This window comes from Bradyrhizobium sp. STM 3557, assembly GCF_045571465.1.
GTDB lineage: Bacteria > Pseudomonadota > Alphaproteobacteria > Rhizobiales > Xanthobacteraceae > Bradyrhizobium.
On sequence record NZ_CP120697.1, the window covers coordinates 4,103,701 to 4,123,167 of the forward strand.

The 19,467-nt window shown below is 64.6% G+C and carries 20 protein-coding genes; 9 read left to right on the top strand and 11 right to left on the bottom strand.

Going from position 1 to position 19,467, the window contains the following annotated elements:
- Window positions 1-125: 125 nt before the first annotated feature.
- Window positions 126-791 (bottom strand): DNA-3-methyladenine glycosylase, encoded by a 666-nt coding sequence (locus P6U24_RS18610; RefSeq protein ID WP_407153986.1) that lies wholly within the window; start codon window positions 789-791, stop codon window positions 126-128.
- Window positions 792-920: 129 nt separating this feature from the next.
- Here P6U24_RS18610 and lipA point away from each other — a divergent pair, with 129 nt between their 5' ends.
- Window positions 921-1,880 (top strand): lipoyl synthase, encoded by a 960-nt coding sequence (gene lipA / locus P6U24_RS18615; protein WP_407153987.1) that lies wholly within the window; start codon window positions 921-923, stop codon window positions 1,878-1,880.
- A 6-nt stretch (window positions 1,881-1,886) separates the two neighbouring features.
- The gene (locus P6U24_RS18620) at window positions 1,887-2,357 is read left to right on the top strand and encodes a type II toxin-antitoxin system RatA family toxin (protein WP_407153988.1); all 471 of its coding nucleotides are present in this window, start codon (window positions 1,887-1,889) and stop codon (window positions 2,355-2,357) included.
- A gap of 593 nt (window positions 2,358-2,950) precedes the next feature.
- Here P6U24_RS18620 and P6U24_RS18625 read toward each other — a convergent pair.
- The 6 genes from P6U24_RS18625 to P6U24_RS18650 all read right to left on the bottom strand — a co-directional run bounded on the left by P6U24_RS18625 (window position 2,951) and on the right by P6U24_RS18650 (window position 7,727).
- The gene (locus P6U24_RS18625; protein ID WP_407153989.1) at window positions 2,951-3,244 is read right to left on the bottom strand and encodes a DUF3551 domain-containing protein; all 294 of its coding nucleotides are present in this window, start codon (window positions 3,242-3,244) and stop codon (window positions 2,951-2,953) included.
- A gap of 81 nt (window positions 3,245-3,325) precedes the next feature.
- Window positions 3,326-4,312 carry an alpha/beta hydrolase family protein gene (locus P6U24_RS18630; RefSeq protein WP_407153990.1) on the bottom strand — a complete coding sequence of 329 codons (987 nt, stop codon included), beginning with the start codon at window positions 4,310-4,312 and terminating at the stop codon, window positions 3,326-3,328.
- Between the two features lie 8 nt (window positions 4,313-4,320).
- Complete coding sequence (locus P6U24_RS18635; protein ID WP_407153991.1) at window positions 4,321-5,304, bottom strand: alpha/beta hydrolase family protein; 984 nt, start codon at window positions 5,302-5,304, stop codon at window positions 4,321-4,323.
- A gap of 91 nt (window positions 5,305-5,395) precedes the next feature.
- Window positions 5,396-5,686, bottom strand: a complete 291-nt coding sequence (locus P6U24_RS18640; RefSeq protein WP_407153992.1) for a hypothetical protein — start codon at window positions 5,684-5,686, stop codon at window positions 5,396-5,398.
- A 189-nt stretch (window positions 5,687-5,875) separates the two neighbouring features.
- Window positions 5,876-6,490: a CinA family protein gene (locus P6U24_RS18645; protein ID WP_407153993.1), complete on the bottom strand. Its 615-nt coding sequence runs from the start codon at window positions 6,488-6,490 to the stop codon at window positions 5,876-5,878.
- Between the two features lie 58 nt (window positions 6,491-6,548).
- Window positions 6,549-7,727, bottom strand: coding sequence for a bifunctional 2-C-methyl-D-erythritol 4-phosphate cytidylyltransferase/2-C-methyl-D-erythritol 2,4-cyclodiphosphate synthase (locus P6U24_RS18650; RefSeq protein ID WP_407153994.1), 1,179 nt, complete (start codon window positions 7,725-7,727; stop codon window positions 6,549-6,551).
- 81 nt (window positions 7,728-7,808) lie between these two features.
- Here P6U24_RS18650 and P6U24_RS18655 point away from each other — a divergent pair, with 81 nt between their 5' ends.
- From P6U24_RS18655 to P6U24_RS18675, 5 genes are all read left to right on the top strand, one after another.
- Window positions 7,809-7,940: a hypothetical protein gene (locus tag P6U24_RS18655; RefSeq protein ID WP_407153995.1), complete on the top strand. Its 132-nt coding sequence runs from the start codon at window positions 7,809-7,811 to the stop codon at window positions 7,938-7,940.
- Between the two features lie 228 nt (window positions 7,941-8,168).
- Complete coding sequence (gene dusB, locus P6U24_RS18660; RefSeq protein WP_407160508.1) at window positions 8,169-9,122, top strand: tRNA dihydrouridine synthase DusB; 954 nt, start codon at window positions 8,169-8,171, stop codon at window positions 9,120-9,122.
- On the top strand, window positions 9,119-10,309 hold the full coding sequence (locus tag P6U24_RS18665; protein WP_407153996.1) for a two-component system sensor histidine kinase NtrB: 1,191 nt from the start codon (window positions 9,119-9,121) through the stop codon (window positions 10,307-10,309). Before dusB ends, P6U24_RS18665 begins: the two co-directional genes overlap by 4 nt.
- A gap of 9 nt (window positions 10,310-10,318) precedes the next feature.
- Window positions 10,319-11,761: a nitrogen regulation protein NR(I) gene (gene ntrC / locus P6U24_RS18670; RefSeq protein ID WP_407153997.1), complete on the top strand. Its 1,443-nt coding sequence runs from the start codon at window positions 10,319-10,321 to the stop codon at window positions 11,759-11,761.
- Window positions 11,762-11,918: 157 nt separating this feature from the next.
- Window positions 11,919-13,238: an MFS transporter gene (locus P6U24_RS18675; RefSeq protein WP_407153998.1), complete on the top strand. Its 1,320-nt coding sequence runs from the start codon at window positions 11,919-11,921 to the stop codon at window positions 13,236-13,238.
- 7 nt (window positions 13,239-13,245) lie between these two features.
- On the opposite strand, the gene P6U24_RS18680 is transcribed toward P6U24_RS18675, so the two are convergent.
- The 4 genes from P6U24_RS18680 to P6U24_RS18695 are packed head-to-tail and all read right to left on the bottom strand — an operon-like array spanning window position 13,246 to window position 17,484.
- Window positions 13,246-14,166, bottom strand: a complete 921-nt coding sequence (locus P6U24_RS18680; protein WP_407153999.1) for an SMP-30/gluconolactonase/LRE family protein — start codon at window positions 14,164-14,166, stop codon at window positions 13,246-13,248.
- A complete protein-coding gene (locus P6U24_RS18685) occupies window positions 14,163-15,131 on the bottom strand; it encodes an amidohydrolase family protein (protein ID WP_407154000.1) in 969 nt (322 codons plus the stop codon). Before P6U24_RS18685 ends, P6U24_RS18680 begins: the two co-directional genes overlap by 4 nt.
- 1 nt (window position 15,132) lies before the next feature.
- On the bottom strand, window positions 15,133-16,470 hold the full coding sequence (locus tag P6U24_RS18690) for an MFS transporter (RefSeq protein ID WP_407154001.1): 1,338 nt from the start codon (window positions 16,468-16,470) through the stop codon (window positions 15,133-15,135).
- A gap of 33 nt (window positions 16,471-16,503) precedes the next feature.
- Window positions 16,504-17,484 (bottom strand): hydroxyacid dehydrogenase, encoded by a 981-nt coding sequence (locus P6U24_RS18695; RefSeq protein ID WP_407154002.1) that lies wholly within the window; start codon window positions 17,482-17,484, stop codon window positions 16,504-16,506.
- 236 nt (window positions 17,485-17,720) lie between these two features.
- Here P6U24_RS18695 and P6U24_RS18700 point away from each other — a divergent pair, with 236 nt between their 5' ends.
- Window positions 17,721-18,401 carry an RraA family protein gene (locus P6U24_RS18700; RefSeq protein ID WP_407154003.1) on the top strand — a complete coding sequence of 227 codons (681 nt, stop codon included), beginning with the start codon at window positions 17,721-17,723 and terminating at the stop codon, window positions 18,399-18,401.
- Between the two features lie 93 nt (window positions 18,402-18,494).
- Window positions 18,495-19,214 (top strand): IclR family transcriptional regulator, encoded by a 720-nt coding sequence (locus P6U24_RS18705; RefSeq protein ID WP_407154004.1) that lies wholly within the window; start codon window positions 18,495-18,497, stop codon window positions 19,212-19,214.
- Window positions 19,215-19,467: the final 253 nt, after the last annotated feature.

Sequence of the window (19,467 nt, forward strand, 5' to 3'; positions counted from 1 at the left end):
CGCGTTGCAAGCTGCGTCCCATCGACAATCTCCGCTGTCGTCCCGGCCTCCAGCCGGGACCCATACCGCGTGATGTTCGAAAGGGGCACACTGGTCTTCGTTCTTCGCAAAACTTCTCCCTGGGGTTATGGGTCCCGGGTCGCGCTGCGCTTGCCCGGGACGACAGAAGGGAGCGCAAACGGCTTACTAAGATACCGCGAGTCCTTCAGCCCGTAGCGCCAGGGCAGCTCGACGGCCTTGGTGATGCCGATGCGGATGCCGGTGACTACCTCGACATCCGCCTTGCGCGCATAGAGCGCGATCGGCGGCGCATCGAGCGGCAGCCCGTTGTGGGCGATCGTGATGCCCATCGCCTCGGTCAGCTTGCCCGGCCCCGAGCAGAGCGCGCGAACATCCTCCAAGCCGCGCCGCCGTCGCATCGCCTCGATTCCATGCGTCGGCTCGACCGCCCGGATCAGCACAGCGCTCGCCGATCCTGCTCCCTCGCAGACGAAGTTCACGCACCAATGAATACCGTAGGAGCGGTAGACGTAAGCGTAGCCCGGCGGGCCGAACATGATCCTGTTGCGTGGCGTCTCGCCACGGTAGGAATGCGCGGCCGGCTCAGTGTGATGATAGGCCTCGACCTCGACAATGAGGCCGCCGACGCCGTCCACCAGGAAAGTCGCGCCGATCAGCTCGCGCGCCACCTCGTGCACGCTGCGGTCGAAAAAGCCGCGCGTCAGGCGTTTGCCTTTCGAAGGGCCGGAAGGCCGTGAGATTGCGGGGGCGGGGGCCGGTTTTCGAACCATTTTGAGGGAATCAGGGCAGGATATGGCGGGAATGCTGCCCATATCTGCCATGTCCTGCTAGGGTCCGCGAGCCGGTTGCATGGCGGCAACCAACGGACTAGCTAAGCCTTTTCGTCGCCCGGACTGCCCATGGTCACCATCGTCGACACGCTCTCGAACACGCCGCTGCGTCCTCGTCACCCGGAAAAGGTGAACCGGCCGGATTCCGCCTCGCCCCCGAAACCGAGCTGGATCCGCGTCAAGGCGCCGACCAGCCGCGGCTATGCCGACACCCGCAATATCGTCCGCGAGAACGGGCTGGTCACGGTATGCGAAGAGGCCGGCTGCCCGAATATCGGCGAGTGCTGGGACAAGAAGCACGCCACCTTCATGATCATGGGCGACACCTGCACCCGGGCCTGCGCCTTCTGCAACGTCAAGACCGGGCTGCCGGCCGCGCTCGACGCCGGCGAGCCCGCGCATGTCGCGGAGGCCACATTCAAGCTCGGCCTGACCCATGTCGTCGTCACCTCGGTCGACCGTGACGATCTCACCGACGGCGGTGCTGCACATATCGCCGCGACGATCCGCGCCATCCGCGAGAAGTGCCCGACCACGACGATCGAGGTGCTGACGCCGGACTTCCTGCGCAAGGACGGCGCGCTGGAGCTCGTGGTGGCGGCCAAGCCCGACGTCTTCAACCACAATCTCGAGACGGTGCCGTCGCGCTATCTCTCGGTGCGGCCCGGCGCGCGCTACTTCCATTCGATCCGACTGCTGCAGCGGGTCAAGGAGATCGATCCGACCATCTTCACGAAGTCCGGCATCATGGTGGGCCTCGGAGAGGAGCGCCACGAGGTGCTGCAGGTGATGGACGATCTGCGCTCGGCCGAGGTCGATTTCCTTACCATCGGGCAGTATCTGCAGCCGACCCGCAAGCATCACGCCGTGATGCGCTTTGTCACGCCGGATGAGTTCTCGGGCTATGAGACCGTCGCCTACACCAAGGGCTTCCTGATGGTGTCGGCGAGCCCGCTGACGCGCTCGTCGCACCATGCTGGCGAGGATTTCGCCAAGCTGAAGGCCGCGCGCGCCGCGACCGCGCGCTGAAGACTTATGCCGAGGTTCTCCAACAAGCGCCGCGTCCTGCACACCGCGGACCAGATGTTCGATCTCGTCGCGGATGTCGAGCGCTATCCGGAATTCGTGCCGCTGTGTTCGGCGCTGACAGTGCGCCAGCGCAGCGCCAAGCCCGACGGTCTGGAGGTGATCGTCGCCGACATGACGGTGTCCTTCAAGCTGGTCAAGGAGACCTTCACCAGCCGCGTTACGCTCGACCGCGCGGGCCGCAAGATCCATGTCGAATATGTCAGCGGACCGTTTTCGTCACTGGAGAACCGCTGGAGCTTCGAGCCGAAGGAGGGGAACGCCTGCGACGTCACCTTCTTCATCGCCTATGAGTTCAAGAGCCGGATGCTGGCGATGCTGATGGGCTCGATGTTCGACACGGCATTCGCGCGGCTCTCCGCCGCCTTCGAGAAGCGCGCCGATGCGATCTACGGCAGGAAGCCGGCGGCGTCGTCGTAAGCGACGGGCTGTCGATTCTTGCTCGGCGCGTGCTTCGCACGCTTGCCCGGGACGACAGTGAGACTGTAGCGCGAGTTCTCTCCAGTCGCCATTGCGAGCGAAGCGAAGCAATCCAGCTTTCCCCCGAACAAGAGACTGGATTGCTTCGTCGCTTTCGCTCCTCGCAATGACGAGCTGAGAGACCGGTCGTCCTTCTCTGATCCACGTTTCAAACAGCAGATGTGCGTCCACATTCCCGCGGCGCCGTCGCGTCCGAGTGATACGAAGCTCATACCCTCTCAAGAGGAGGGCGCAGGGAATGCCGGGTGAAACGCGGCCACCGCTTCCCCGCCTCACGTGTCGTGACGATTGGCCGAAACGTCCCTCTTGCCGAGGCGGGATGGTGTCATACAATCATAATTTCCGAAAAACGAAAGAAGAATATTTTCGCACGGAGGGCTGGACACGCAACGACCCGTTGAGAATGCAAAGGAAATCGGTTTTTGAGCGCAGGACCTTTTGCTGCGCTGTCGATCATCGGCTGGCGTCGATTGCTTGCGCACCTCGGGCGATTTGCCCGGCGGGCAAGCGTTCCTGCTCTGGCAAAGCTAAAGCTAATATGCGCGACGGTGGCGACGATAGAACTGGCTGTACGAAGTGCCATATGTTGGCCCGTAAAACGGGTTGACCAAGCACGTGGCTGCGCGGCCCGATGCCGACGCCGCACATTGGGCCAGCGAAGTGTACGTGCAGTCATTGTACTCGCCGCCGCCACCACTCGATCCGCTATAGACCTTGAGACAAACCGGGTAGCTCGGATCGTAGGTCTGGGCGTGGACAGGTGCGGCGGATAGAAAGAGTCCGCCAGCCAGCATCATCCAGGGCAGCCTGCGCATCAGAGCCTCCATTCGAGCCGCCACGCCGCTCGCTCACGCCCCCGCAAGGCGTCATGTAGGGATTCATCGGGCGAAGCAAATAGCAGCGAGACCCTAGTGGAAGCGGCCGGGCCCTTCGATCAGGTGCCTGGAGAAAAACCTGACGACCTCGGCATCGAACGTGCGGTGAAACGCCATGCGGTCGAAATCGGCTGGCGCATCCGTGCAGATGCGCGGGGCCGTTGCAGCAAGCTCTGCGGAGCAGGGGGCGACGAATGCGAAATGAGCGGCCGGCACGACGTGAATGTCCGGCTGGTTCCAAAGGCTGCCAGCCACTCGCCCGGTGTTGTCGGGATCGGCACCAAAGCCGCCGAGCTGCGAGCGCCAGATCTGCAGCGGGATCTTGATGTGGCTCAGATTGGCGTCGGAGAAAGGAAATGCGGGCGACGTGTCTGCGAGCACCGCCGCCTTGATCCGCGTGTCGTGTGCGAAGTCCTTGGGAACATCTCCTTTGCGGATCTGCTCGCAGAACGGCGTTGGATCGGTGCAATGATGCGCTGCGCGACGGAAGTCCGGATCGGCTCCCGCCAGCACCAGCCCCGTATAGCCGCCCTTGGAGAAGCCGAAGAACCCGATCCGCTCAGGATCGATCGCGGCTCTATCCTTCCAATCCTTCAGCACGAAATCGATCAAGCGCACGATGTCGGCAGGTCGCGATGCCCAGTTCGACAGGCTCTCACTTTGAGAACGGTCATCGACGCTGTCGCCGGGATGGTTGATCGCAGCGACCACGAAGCCGGCGTCGGCTAGCGCCTCGGCGAGATCGTGATGCCCGCCGACCCAGCCCCCACGGCCATGCGAGATGACGACCAGCGGCAACTTTTCGCCCTTGATCGGACAATCCTTGACGCCTGGCAGCGTCTCCAACCCCGGCACGGCAAGGCTGCCGAGCGGCACGCTTTGAGCTTCAGCTACGCAGGGCGTCCAGATGATGCCGTGGAGCTTCGGATCGGAGTCGAGCAGCTGAAGGCCCGCAGAACGCACAGGCGAAGCGAGGCAAAGCAATGCGAGGGTGAATGCCCTAAATGTCCTATGCAGCATAATCGCACTCAACTTCGTTTGCCGATAAGCTGCTCGGAGAAGAAGCGCACGACGTCGGCATCGAACGCCCGGTGAAACGCCGCGCGGTCGAAATCCGGCGGGGTGTCGAGGCAGACGCGCGGGTTAGCTGCCAGAATCTGCGCGGAACAGGGCGCCAGGAAAGCGTAGTGACCGGCAGGCACGACGTGGAATTCGGTTCTCGCCGGTAGTTTGCTTGCGGTGAACGCCGTGCTCTCGGCATTGACGCCATGGCCGCCTTGCTCTGATCGCCAAACCTGCAAGGGCACCTGGATCGCAGCCAGCGTTTCGGGCGTGAAGGCAAATGACAAGGCATTATCGGCCAGCACCGCGGCGCGAATGCGGGGATCGGGCGGCGGGCTCTCAGGAACATCTCCGCTCCGCGCCTGTTCGCACGGCTTCCACTTACTGTCGGGCTTGCACCATGTGGCGAGCCTGGCAAACTCAGCTTTGGCGCCGATCAGCACCAATCCGGTATAGGCACCAAGCGAGAAGCCGAAGAAGCCGATTTTGTCGCGATCGATTGCTGACTTATCCTTCCAGTCGTTCAGCACGAAATCGATGAGTCGCGTGATATCGCGTGGGCGCGATGCCCAAATCGACATCGGATCATCCTCACGAAGATCATTGACCGTGTCGCCGGGATGGTTGATGGCGGCGACGATGAAGCCGGCATTCGCCAATGCCTCGTTGATGTCCTGATGCTGGCCGAACCAGCCACCGTGGCCATGCGAGATGATGAGAAGCGGCAGTTTCGTGCCCTTGATCGGGCAGTCCTTCATGCCAGGCAGCGAGTCCACTCCGGGGGCGGCAAGGCTGCCGAGCGCCACGGCTTGAGGCGCGGCCGCGCAGGGTGTCCAGATCGCGCCACGGAGTTTCGGATCGGAATCAAGAAGCTGGAGGCCCGCGGTGTGCGCGGGCGAGGTGAGGCAAATCAATGCGAGGGCGAGCGCCCCAAATGTTCTGTGCAGCAAAATTCCCTCCCAGGTAAAATGCTACTTGAGCGGGAGGGCGCGGCGGAAATGTGTCGCCGGACGGGTCTCTCAAACGACAGACGTCAAGTTGTCATAACTTCACCAGTTGCACAGCTTGGCTTAGGTCCTGATCATACAACCGGGCGAAAGCCAGAACCTCGTCAAGCGTCTCGTTCTGGTGACTAGAGGTGGTGATGAAACGGCTCCGGTCTGAGCCATCGCCAACGATCAGCTCATCAATGATGTCCTCGATCTGGGTAGCGCCGTCTCCGACGACAGCGATCGGAGACACGCCGTCTCGGAGGCAGTCTTCGACGAATGAATCCAGCAATTCGGGATTGGATATCGGCAACTGCAAAACGATTTTGGGAGCATAGTTCATCGCAGAGACTTCCTTGCACCCGCGCGGCGGGTTACGCCTTCGGCTAACCCCCCGCTACGAATTACGAACCGTCTACGGCGTCATTGCGAGGAGCGTCAGCGACGAAGCAATCCAGCACTGTCCGGGACTGCGATTCTGGATTGCTTCGCTTAGCTCGCAATGACGGAAACAAATAATTTGCTTTGCTAGTCAAGCCCTCGGTGGCCTTCGTGGCCGCTTCGCTGGATGCAGACGCGGGCTGCGCGCGACGCGCGGGCGCAGGCGGGTGGCGGCGGCGCGCTTCGGCTTGACGGCTACTTGCGGGCGCGCCAGTTCGATCAAAAGGCGCAGCGCTTCGACCACCGAGCGGGCGCGAACAGTGCTGCGGCCGATCGCGCCGAAGCGATGTTCGCGATGGGTGATGCGGCCATCGCGCGCAGCGGCAGCGAAATGGACCAGGCCGACCGGCTTGCCCGGGGTGGCGCCGCCGGGGCCGGCGATGCCGGTGATCGACACTGCCAAATCGACATCGGCGCGCTCCAGCGCGCCGACCGCCATCTGGATCGCGGTTTCCTTGGAGACCGCGCCGAAGGTCTGCAAGGTCGAGGCCTCGACGCCAAGCATCTCCCGCTTGGCCTCGTTGGAATAGGTGACGAAGGCGCGATCGATGACGTCGGAGGAGCCGGGGATGTCGGTCAGCGCCGCAGCGACCAGGCCGCCGGTGCAGGACTCAGCGGTCGCGATCATCAGCTTGCGCGACCGGCAGAGATCGAGCAGCGAGCGGGCGAGGGCGCTGGTGGAGGTGATTTGACGTTCGCTAGCCATTTGCCGTGTTGTCCTCATGCGAACGTCAATTGGGCTATAGGCCGCTGTCGCGCATGGCTCATGCGCTCCAGGGCAGGCGGATGGTCGCGCTCGCGGTCGCCGCGATGCCTTCCTCGCGGCCGGTGAAGCCGAGCCTTTCGCTGGTGGTCGCCTTCACCGCGATCCGCGAGATGTCGACGCCGGAGATCTCAGAGATTCGCGCCCGCATCTGGTCGCGCAGCGGGCCGATCTTGGGCCGCTCGCAGATCATGGTGACCTCGAGATTGGCGATGCGGCCGCCGCGCGCGGTGACGCGCTCGATGGCATATTTCAGGAACTGGTCGGAGGAGGCGCCCTTCCACTTCATGTCGCTCGGCGGGAAGTGCGAGCCGATGTCGCCGTCGGCCAGGGCGCCTAATATTGCGTCAACCAGAGCGTGCAATCCGACATCGCCGTCCGAATGGGCAAGGAAGCCCTTCGTATGCGGCACACGTAGCCCGCACAGCCAGACGTGATCGCCTTCGCCGAAGGCATGCACGTCATAGCCGGTGCCGGTCCTGATGTCGCCGAGCGCGGCCGCGAGCCGCGCTTCCTCGCGCACGAAATCTTCCGGTGTAGTGAGCTTCATGTTGGCAACATCGCCCTCAAAGGTCGTCACGGTCAATCCCGCCCATTCGGCGATCGCCGCATCATCTGTGAAATCCGAGCGCTCGCGCGCGGCGCGGCGGTGCGCATCGAGGATGACATCGAACTTGAACGTCTGCGGCGTCTGCGCGATGCGCAGGGTCGCGCGCTCCGGAGTCGCCGTGACGTCGCCGCTCTCAGTGACCTGCTTGATAGTGTCGGTGACCGCCACCACCGGGATGGCCGCACCGGTGCGGCTCGCAGCGACGATCGCGCGCGAGATCACGTCCGCGGAGACGAAGGGACGCGCCGCGTCGTGGATCAGCACGATGTCGGGACGATGCGGCGCCAGCGCCTCCAGGCCCGCCAGCACCGATGCCTGCCGCGTCGCGCCGCCATTCACAGGCGCGGCATGACGGAGGTCGCTGACGGCCGCATTAAAAACCGCCATGTCGTCAGGATTGACCACCGGCTGCACGATCGCGATCTCGGGATGCCCCGAGAACGCCGCCAGCGCGCGGTGAATGACGGCGCGGCCGCCGACGTTGCGATATTGTTTCGGACCGCCAGAGCCGGCGCGCAGGCCGCGACCGGCCGCGACAAGAATGGCTGCAGTCCGCTGAGTGTTCGTCATGTGACCAGGTTACATAAGAGGCGCGAGAGGTGGAGGCTTCTAGCATCCGCCTGACGGCGCACGCGAGCGCGATTAGCGGCGATGAAGCAAACGCCGTTCGTGCGCGCGTTTGACGAGGGCGTGGCCGAGCCAATGCCAAATCCGCGATGGCTTCACAACCCGGCGTTCGAGATCAGCCATGCAGAAATCGGCACGCTGTGGAATTTACCATGACCGCTATACAAGCATATTTTGCTGCAGTGCACTTGCATGCAAAGCTGTTTTGTCTAAACTGTAGGCATGACGCTTGACTGCACAAGAAATGTGCTCACAATGCAGTGTCGTCGCAATGAAGCGTACCAGAGAGCAGACGAGTCGTCCTTGACCGGTCCGGCACATCATACCGCCAAGCCTTTGAAAATCGGCGAGGTTCCACTCGCCAACCGGGCCTTCCTGGCGCCGATGTCGGGGGTGACCGACGCGCCGTTCCGCCGCCTGACGGCCGAGCTCGGGGCAGGGCTCGTGGTCTCCGAGATGACCGCGAGCGACGATCTGGTGCGCGGCCGCTGGATCTCCCGGTTGCGCTGCGAAGCCAGCGGCATCGGGCCGCATGTGGTGCAGCTCGCCGGCTGCGAAGCGCATTGGATGGCCGAAGGCGCCCGCGTCGCCGAGGCCTCCGGGGCTGACATCATCGACATCAACATGGGCTGCCCGGCGCGGCACGTCACCGGCGGCCAGTCCGGCTCGGCTCTGATGCGCGACCTCGACCATGCGCTCGGCCTGATCGAGGCGACGATCTCCGCGGTCAAGGTTCCCGTGACATTGAAGATGCGGCTCGGCTGGGACGAGCGCAGCAAGAACGCAGCCGAACTGGCGCGCCGCGCGGAATCCGCCGGCGTGCAGCTGATCACCGTGCATGGCCGCACCCGCTGTCAGTTCTACAAGGGCGAGGCCGACTGGAGCGCCGTGCGCGAGGTGCGCGAGGCGACCGCGCTGCCGCTGGTCGTCAACGGCGACATCACCTCCTTTGACGATGCGCGCGAGGCGCTCGACGCTTCCGGCGCCGATGCCGTGATGATCGGCCGCGGCGCGCAAGGCCGGCCGTGGTTGCCGGGACAGATCGGCCGCCGGCTCGACGGCGGCGAGATGGAAACCGCGCCGGAGCTAGGCCAGCAGCTCGGCTATCTCCGCACGCTCTATGACGAGATCTGCGCGCTTTATGGCGAGCGCGTCGGCCTGCGCCACGCCCGTAAGCATCTCGGCTGGGGTCTCGACGTCGCCGCGCAAAGCGCCGGCGCGGCGGCCGAGACGCTGAAGGCCTGGCGGGCGCGCATCCTCACCTCCGACGAGCCGGCCGCGGTGCGGCAGTCGCTCACCGACGCCTTCGACGACTTTGCCTGGAGTGCAGCCGCATGAGCTCAGCCGCAGAACAGCGCAGGACCCGCCCCTCCGATGGCGATGCCATCCTCAACGCCCTGCCGAACCCGGTGCTGGTGATCGGCCCGGACGGCAAGATCATGGACGCCAACATGGCGGCCGAATCCTTCTTCGATTCCTCGACGCAATTCCTGCAGCGGCAGTCGCTGAAGAACCTGGTGCCGTTCGGCAGCCCGCTGCTGTCGCTGATCGACCAGGTGCGCACCGGCAATGCGCCGGTCAACGAATACAAGGTCGATCTCGGCACGCCGCGCACCGGCGCCGACCGGCTCGTCGACCTTCATGTCGCCCCCTTGCCGGAGCGGCCCGGCCATATCGTGGTGATGCTGCAGGAGCGGACCATCGCCGACAAGATGGACCGCCAGCTCACCCATCGCAGCGCCGCGCGCTCGGTGATCGCGCTGGCCGCGATGCTGGCGCACGAGATCAAAAACCCGCTGTCCGGCATTCGCGGCGCCGCGCAGCTGTTGGAGCAGCAGGCTTCCTCTGAGGACCGCATGCTGACGCGGCTGATCTGCGACGAGGCCGATCGCATCGTCACCTTGGTCGACCGCATGGAGGTGTTCGGCGACGACCGCCCGGTCGCGCGCGGGCCGGTCAACATCCATTCGGTGCTCGACCATGTGAAGCGGCTGGCGCAATCGGGTTTTGCCCGCAACATCCGCTTCATCGAGGATTACGATCCCTCGCTGCCGCCGGTGCTGGCCAACCAGGACCAGCTGATCCAGGTGTTTCTCAACCTGGTGAAGAACGCAGCCGAAGCCGTGGTCGATCTCGGCACCGATGCGGAGATCCAGCTCACCACGGCGTTCCGCCCGGGCGTGCGGCTCTCGGTGCCCGGCAAAAAGTCTCGCGTGTCGCTGCCGCTGGAGTTTTGCGTCAAGGACAATGGCCCTGGTGTGCCCGAAGACCTGATGCCGAATTTGTTCGATCCCTTCGTCACCACCAAGCCGACCGGCAGCGGCCTCGGACTTGCATTGGTTGCAAAGATCGTCGGCGACCATGGCGGGATCATCGAATGCGAGTCACAGCCGCGCAAGACCACGTTCCGGGTGCTGATGCCAGTGTACAGCGCCACCAAGCAACCAGACCAAAGCCCAAACCCAAAAAGCCATGGCGATGACGTTGCCGGGACGCCGTTGCATGCCTCACAGGGATCAAGATGAGGACTGACCATGCCTGCAGGTAGCATTCTTGTTGCCGATGACGATACCGCCATCCGGACGGTGCTGAACCAGGCGCTGTCGCGCGCCGGGTACGAGGTGCGGCTGACCGGCAACGCCGCCACGCTGTGGCGCTGGGTCAGCCAGGGCGAGGGCGATCTCGTCATCACCGACGTGGTGATGCCGGACGAGAACGCCTTCGACCTGCTGCCGCGGATCAAGAAGATGCGGCCGAACCTGCCGGTCATCGTGATGAGCGCGCAGAACACCTTCATGACCGCGATCCGGGCGTCGGAGCGGGGGGCTTACGAGTATCTGCCGAAGCCGTTCGACCTGAAGGAGCTGATCGCGATCGTCGGCCGCGCGCTCGCCGAGCCGAAGGAGCGCTCGGCGACACCGGCCGATGATGCCGAGTTCGAATCGATCCCGCTGGTCGGCCGCTCGCCGGCGATGCAGGAGATCTACCGCGTGCTGGCGCGGTTGATGCAGACTGATCTCACCGTGATGATCTCCGGCGAGTCCGGCACCGGCAAGGAGCTGGTGGCGCGCGCGCTGCACGATTACGGCAAGCGTCGCAACGGTCCGTTCGTCGCGGTCAACATGGCGGCGATCCCGCGCGACCTGATCGAATCCGAGCTGTTCGGCCATGAGCGCGGCGCCTTCACCGGCGCCAACACCCGCGCCTCCGGCCGCTTCGAGCAGGCCGAGGGCGGCACGCTGTTCCTCGACGAGATCGGCGACATGCCGATGGAGGCGCAGACGCGGCTCCTGCGCGTGCTGCAGCAGGGCGAATACACCACGGTCGGCGGCCGCACGCCGATCAAGACCGATGTGCGCATCGTTGCAGCGTCGAACAAGGACCTGCGCATCCTGATCCAGCAGGGCTTGTTCCGCGAAGACCTGTTCTTCCGTCTCAACGTGGTACCGCTGCGGCTGCCGCCGCTCCGCGAGCGCATCGAGGATCTGCCCGACCTGGTGCGGCATTTCTTCGCGCTGGCCGAGAAGGACGGGCTGCCGCCGAAGAAGCTGGACGCTGCGGCGCTGGAGCGGCTGAAGCAGCATCGCTGGCCGGGCAACGTCCGCGAGCTCGAGAACCTCGCGCGTCGTCTCGCCGCGCTCTATCCGCAGGATGTCATCACGGCCTCGGTGATCGACGGCGAGTTGGCGCCGCCGGCGGTGACCACCGGATCGAACGCGCCGAGCTCGATCGATAATCTCGGCGGCGCCGTCGAGGCGTATCTATCCTCGCATTTCCAGGGCTTCCCGAACGGCGTCCCGCCGCCGGGGCTCTATCACCGCATTCTCAAGGAAATCGAGATTCCGCTGCTCACCGCCGCGTTGGCCGCAACGCGGGGAAATCAGATCAGAGCTGCCGATCTGCTCGGTCTGAACCGCAATACGCTGCGCAAGAAGATCCGCGATCTCGACATTCAAGTCTATCGCAGCGGCGCGTAGCCCGACGACAACCCTCCTGCGGCGTTACAGGGGATGTCCGGGACCTTTCGAGGTCCCGGATCGAAAATGAAACGGCGTTGCATTATTGTGTTCCAGCTCCTATGGTGCCGGCCGAATAGACCGAACATGGTCAAACACGGCACCAGGGAGGAACGGAATGGAGAGCGCGGCTGCGCGCGCGGCGCCGGCGGTCGACATCGCGCCGACGATGAAGAAGGTGATGCGGCGCATCATCCCGTTCATCTTCGTCTGCTACGTCGTCAGCTATCTCGACCGCATCAATGTCGGCTTCGCCGGCCTGCAGATGAACCGCGATCTCGGCCTGACGCCGTCGCAGTTCGGCTGGGGGGCCGGGCTGTTCTTCCTCGGCTATTTTCTCTGCGAAATTCCCAGCAATCTGGCGATGCAGCGGGTCGGCGCGCGGCTGTGGATCGCGCGCATCATGATCAGCTGGGGCCTGCTGTCGACCCTGACATGCCTGGTCACCGGGCCGGTCAGCTTTTCCGTGATGCGTCTGCTGCTCGGCATGGCGGAAGCTGGCTTCACGCCGGGCGTCTATCTGTATTTCACCTATTGGTTTCCCGGCGCCTGGCGCGGCCGGGCGACCGCTGCCTTCCTGGTCGGCATCCCCGTCGCCAACATGATCGGCTCGCCGGTCTCCGGAGCCTTGCTCACCATGGACGGGCTCGGCGGCCTTGCCGGATGGCAGTGGCTGCTCATCATCGAAGGCCTGCCTGCCGTGCTGCTCGGCATTGCCTGCCTGTACGTGCTGTCGGATAGACCGGCCGAGGCCAAATGGCTCGATGAAAGGGAACGGCGCGAACTCGGCGCGCAATTGACGGCGGAGCAGGCGAGCTTGGCTGCGCGTCACGGCAACACGCTGCGCGATGCCTTCGCCAATCCGAAGGTGTTCGTGCTGGCGCTGGTGAATTTCTGCGGCATCTGCGGTTCACTCGGCGTTGGCCTCTGGCTGCCGCAGATCGTGCGCGGCTTCGGCGTCAGCTATGTCGCCGTCGGCTTCATCTCCGCAGCGCCTTACGCGCTCGGTGCCATCTGCATGCTGCTCTGGGCGCGCCTCGCCAATCGCGCCAGGCACCGTCTCTGGTTCGTCTGCGGCGCGCTTGCGGCCGCCGGAGTTGCGCTATCGGTCAGCGCGAGCTTCAGCATGCCACTGCCGGCGATGCTGGCGTTGACGGTCACCGTCGTCGGCATCCTATCATTCCAGGCGACCTACTGGGCGATCCCGTCCGGCTTTCTTACCGGCCGCGCCGCGGCCGCCGGCCTCGCGCTGATTGTATCGATCGGCAATCTCGGCGGCTTCGTCGGGCCGTATATGATCGGCTATCTCAGGGAAATGACGAGCAACTTCTCGACTCCGCTCTACGTTCTCTCCGCAATCCTGCTGTTTGGCGCGATCGTCATGCTTGTGCTTGGCGATCCCGGCCGTGACAAACCCGCCACGAAGGAGACCGCATGATCAGCCGTCACGCGTGCGAATACATCGGCAGGCCGGGCGTATCGAGCGCGGCCTGCAGGATCGACCCGGTGCGGCTTTCGGTGATGAACAGGCTGCGATTGTCGGGGCCGCCGAACGCGAGATTGGTGGTGCCGACGCCGGCACAAGAGATGATGCGGTCGAGCGGTTCGGCGACAGGCGACACGCGCCACACCGAGCCAAAGCCGGTGTGACAGATCAGAAGATTGCCGTCGCGATCGAGCGCGAGGCCATCGGGACCGCCGGGCCCGCCATGCAGGTTCACGAACACGCCGACCTTGGTCGTGATGCCGCTTTGCGGCAGTGGAATGCGCCAGACCTGGTTGGCGCGGGTCACGGCCACCAGGAGAAAGCTCTCCTCAGGATCGACCACGATGCCGTTCGGACTTGGAATCGTATTGACGAGACAGCTCAGGCGGCCATCCGTTCCGAGGCGCCAGACGCGCCCCGTTGGGTCGTGCATGCCGGTTTGCCCCTGGTCGGTGAAATAGAGCGTGCCGGAGCGAGCGAACACCAGATCGTTGACGCCCTTGAAGCTCTCTGTCGCGGCGGTCTCCAGAAACGGCGTGACAGTGCCGCTGTCGGGATCTAGCAGCATCAGGCCGCGCTTGTAATCGGTGACGAAGATACGCCCGTCGGCGTGGATCTTCAGGCCGTTGGGCCAGCCGTCATAGTCGGCGATCTGAGTCCACGCGCCGTCCGGGTCGATGCGAAAGATCCGGCCGAAGGGAATGTCGGTGACGTAGAGACGGCCATCGCGGTCGAAGGAGGGGCCTTCGAGAAAGCTGTCGATGGCGCGGCCGCCCTGGTTGGCATCAGCCCAGGCGCTGCGCCGCGCCTTCCGGAACTGATCCGGCAGCCGGCTGAATATCTTGGTTTCGATACGGCGAGGCGGCGCGAACCAGCTCATGACGGAAATCCATAGAGCTCTGCGGGCGAATCCACCAGGACCCGCTGCAGCGTTGCCTGATCCGGCATGGCGTTCGCCATCAGATCGAACAGCTCCGCATCATCAGGCTTGTCATCGGCCTTTCGCGTCGGGTGCGGCCAGTCGCTGCCCCAAACCATGCGCTCGGGGGCAGCCCGGACATAGGCCGCGGTGATCTCTGCACTTTCGCCGTAGGGCGACTTGCTGCTCAGATATGCGCCGGAGAGCTTGACCCAGGTGTTGCCCCTGTCGAGCAGCTTGCGAATGATTGCATAGGAAGGGCTCTTCAGGCCGTCGGCAGGCAGCGCACCAAGATGATCGATCACGATTCGCGACGGCAGTTTTAGGAGCATGTCCTGCGCCGCCTCGAGCTGTTGCGGTCGCATGTTGATCTCGCAGTGCCAGCCCAGTGCCGCAAGCCGTGGCGACAGTTTTTCGAGCGAAGCGCCCGACAGTGGACCGGGGAAGGGCAGGTTGAAACGTACGCCGCGCGCGCCGAGCGAATCGAGCCGTTTGAGCTCGGCGTCTGACACGTCCTCGGCGACCACCGCCACCACCCTGAAATTGTCAGGACCAAGCGCCTTCATCGACGCCAGTTGCAGGCTGTTGTCGGTGCCATAGGTCGAGGGAGTCACGAGGACGCCCCGCGTGGTGCCGATACGTCTCTGCAGCGCCTTGTAATCGTCAGGCAACGCATCAGGTGGCGAGAGTGTCGCGCCCGGCGCCGTCGGATATTTGGAATCGTAGGTGTGGAAGTGACAGTCGGTTGCGTTCGGCGGCGCTTTCGCGACCGGCCGTGCCGTGCCTGCCGACCAGCGGACGGTCTCGGCCGACTGGGCCGTTGCCAGGCGGGGCAGTGCGGCCGCGGCGGCGCCGACCAACAGACTGCGGCGCGAGATGGTGCCGAATTTGCTAGTGCCGAAATTGCTGGTGCCGAATTTGCTCATGTCAGGCTCCCTTCGCGACGGCGGGGTTGAGCGCCTGGACTCGCTGCGGCCGGCTGATGGCGAGGATCAGCACGGCGCCGACGATGGTCACGATCGCGGTCGGCAGCAGCGCCAATCCGTAATTGTCGGTCGCTTCCAGGACGCTGCCGTAGATGTTCACCATCAGACCGCCGCCGATCAGGTTCGATACGGCATTGATCATGGCAAGACCCGCCGCGACCGATCCGGCGCCGAGCCAGCCTGACGTCAGCGCCCAGAATGGCCCCTTGAAGGCGTAGGCGCCCACAAGGACCAGGCTGAGCAGGACAACCGTCCCAATCAGCGAATGAATGACGAAAACACCGAGGAAGCCGAACGAGATCAAGAGCAGCGTCAGCGCGGTGTGCCAGCGCCGTTCCTTGGTGTGATCCGAGTGACGGCCCCACAGCACCATCAGGATGCAGGCGATGCCGTAGGGAATAGAGTTGATCAGTCCCGTCTCCAGGTTGGTGAGCCCGAACGACTTGAGGAATTGCGGCTGCCAGACGCCCAGCACCGATCCGGCGGCCGAAGCACCGGAGCAGGCGAGCGCCATGGCCCAGACATAGGGATTGCGCAGCAACTGCAGGAAGGAGCTCCATCCGGTTCGTTCCATCGTCGCCTGTCGGCTCGCCTGTTCTCGCGCGAGTTCGGCGCACAGCCAGGCGCGCTCGTCATCGCGCAGCCAGCGGGCCTGCTCGGGCCTGTCGGTCAGTACAGCCAGGCAGATCAGACCGAGCAGGACCGACGGTACGCCTTCGACGATGAAGAGCCACTGCCAGCCGCGCAGGCCGAGCATGCCGTCGAGACCGAGCAGGAGGCCGCCGAGCGGAGAGCCGATGAACGTCGCGGCCGGAATGGAGATTCCGAACAGGGCAATCAGGCGACCGCGATAGTTGGCCGGCAGCCAGTAGGTCAGATAGAGCAGCACGCCGGGGAAGAAGCCGGCCTCCGCCGCGCCCAGGATGAAGCGCATCACATAGAAGGAATTCTGGCCCTGCACGAACGCCATGCCGGCCGAAATGATGCCCCATGTGATCATGATGCGCGCGATCCAGCGCCGGGCGCCGAAGCGCTGCAGGGCGAGATTGCTCGGCACTTCCATCAGAAAATAGGAGAAGAAGAACAGGCTGGCGCCGAAGCCGAATACCGACTTGGACATCCCGAGATCCTGGACCATCTGCAACGATGCCATGCCGACATTGCCGCGATCGAGAATGGCAAACAAATAGCAGATCATCATGAACGGCATGATGCGCCATGAGACCCGGCGCATGGTCGTCTGCTCGAGCGCGCTCGGCGCCATCTGGGCTTCACTCATGGTTTCCTCCCGATTTTGATTGATGCGCGCCGTTCAGGCGACGCGGAGTTGCTTCTTGTTGACGATCGCCCGCTGGTCGACCTCCTTCCCCTCGAGCACATCCATGACGTGATTGACCGCGATGACGCCCATGGCGTCGCGGGCCGCCTGCGTGCTCGCGCCGGCGTGCGGCGTCACCACAACATTGGGCAGGCGCAGGAGCGGCAGATCGGGCCTCGCCGGTTCCTCGGCAAAGGAATCGAGGCCGGCGCCAGCGATGAGCCCGTCGCGCAGCGCCTCGAACAAGGCCGTCTCGTCGATCAGGCCGCCCCGCGCGGTGTTGACCAGAATGCATCCGCGGCGCATGCGCGCGATCTGATCGCGGCTGATCATGTTGCGCGTCTGTGGCGTGAGCGGACAGTGCAGGCTGATAACGTCGCTGGTCGCCAGGATATCGTCCAAGCTGCCGACGCGCTCCACACCTTCGACGCTGACGTCAGCGGGCATGTAGGGATCGAAGACGCGCACCTGCATGCGCAGCGGCTGCACCAGGCCGACCAGAATGCGCCCGATCTCGCCGAAGCCGACCACGCCGAGACTGCGGCCGAGCAACTGCGCGCCCTTGGTGGTCGCCTTGTCCCAGTGCCCGCTCTTGATGCGTGCGTCGAGGCGCGGGATCTCGCGGGCGACCGCAAACATCAGGGCGAAGGCGAGTTCGGCGACGGATTGCGAATTGGCGCCGCGCGCCACGAAAACGGGAATGCCGCGCCGATCGGCCGCGTCGATATCGATGTTGTCGTAGCCGACGCCGTGCTTGGCGATGACCTTGAGCCTGGCGGACGCGCCGATCACCTCATCGTCGATCTTGCCCTGGCGCACGATGATCGCATCGGGCTGCTGAACGGCCGCGACTTCGGCCAATTCCTTTGAGCTCACATAATGCGGGTGGTCAACGAGCACCGCCCCGCGGCGGGTGGCGAGCTCAGTCGCCTCCGGAGTGAGAGCCGGGCCGGTAATGAGAATCTTAAAGCGCATGTCGCTGCCTTACGTGCTGGCGGCAACGCCCCCGACTCGCGCGCAATGCGGCGCGCAGCCGAATCCTGCGGCAATCGCGCCGCCCGACCCGTTCCTTGACGAGACGCTGACCGTTTCCCACGCCGAATTTCAAAATTGAAACGGCGTTGCATTTTTTGTACGTATCGGCCGAACGGCTCGTTTTGTCAATCGCCGATCGGCCGGGCCGCAGGGACGATCGCACCAAGGAGCACGCCATGACCGCAGGTTTCCGCATCTATCCGAACCCGAAGCAGAAGGCCTCGCCCGATCTCGTCGAGCGGTATCGCAAGCTGCCGGTCGCCAATGTGAGCGACAGCATGTCGCGAATGAATGCGGCGGGCCCGCGCCTGCGGCCGATGCATGGGGGCGGCGTCCTCGCCGGTCCCGCGATCACCGTGAAATCGCGGCCCGGCGACAACCTCATGCTGCACAAGGCACTGGATATGGCGGAGGCCGGCGACGTCGTCGTAGTCGATGCCGGCGGCGATCTCACCAACGCCCTGATCGGCGAAATGATGATCGCGCATGCCGCGCGCCGCGGCCTTGCCGGCGTCGTCATCAACGGCGCCGTCCGTGATGCCGCCGCGATCCGAGCCGGGACGTTCCCGGTCTTTGCGGCCGGCGTCACCCATCGCGGCCCCTACAAGGACGGCCCCGGTGAGATCAACGTCGCAATCGCGATCGATGGCATGATCATCAATCCCGGTGACCTCGTTCTCGGTGACGATGACGGGCTGGTCTGCGTTCCGCTCGCCGATGCAGAGGCGGTCTACACCGCGGCAAAGAAGAAGCATGACGCCGAGACGGCGCAGTTGGCTGCGATCGCGGCCGGTCGCAACGATCGCTCCTGGGTCGAGGAAGAACTGAGAAGGCGCGGCGTCGAATACATCGCTTGATGGCGCCGGCCGCGGACGTGAAGTTCGCCGCAAGGCCGTGTATAGCATCCTGCAACGCCGCCCTTTCGCGGCCAATTGCAGGATCACGTCCCCTTGGCCAAGTCACCGACCAAGCCCAAGAAAGCAGCCAAACCCGCCAAGGCCGCCGGCCTTCAGGGCGTCTCCGCAGTCGACCGCGCACTCACCGTCCTGACGGCGTTCAAGCGCGGCGACGGCGAACTGAGCCTCGCCGAACTCACCAAGCGCACCGGGCTGATCAAGACGACGGTGATGCGCATGGCCCTCTCGCTGGAGAGCTTCGGGCTGTTGAAGCGGCTCGACGATGGCGGCTATCGGCTCGATGCCGAAGTGATGCGGCTGGCCGCCTGCTATCAGCATGCCTTCGGACTCGCGGATCACATCACGCCGGTGCTGGAGCGGCTGGCGCGATCGACCGGCGAGACGGCCTCGTTCTATACCCGCCGGGGCAACTTCCGGCTTTGCCTGTTCCGGGTCGAGAGCGCGAGCCAGATCCGCATGCACGTCCAGCCCGGCGATCAGAAGCCGATGGACAAGTCGGCAATCGCGCAGGTGCTGCGTCATTTTGACCTTGGGCGCGCCGCCCCGGTCATCGACGTGCCGATCTTCACCAGCGGCGTCGCCGATCCGCATGCCGCTGCGCTGGCGACACCGGTATTCGGTCCTGGCGGCGTCTTGCTCGGCGCGCTCGCGCTGTCAGGTCCGGTCACCCGGTTGACGGCCGGGCGCGCCGACGAAATCCGTCCAGAACTGAGGAGCGCCGGCGCCGAGCTGACGAAGGCGTGCGGCGGGTAGGGCGGCATGAGCCGTCAGGGCTGCTGCCCGCGCGCGTGCCGCGCTTTCTCCGCGTCTGGAGCCCTCCGGCTGGGCCGGCGGCCAATCTTTTGTCCGACATTACGATACCTCTGGCCGGCGCGTCCGACGCGCCGGAACGGGGCAAACAAATCCCGCGAGCGCAGACACGCCGTGGATTTGTCGCAATTCGGCAACATTGTGGTAGGAATGCATCAGTCCGAATGTCCTGATTCGAGCTGACGCCTGCTTTTCA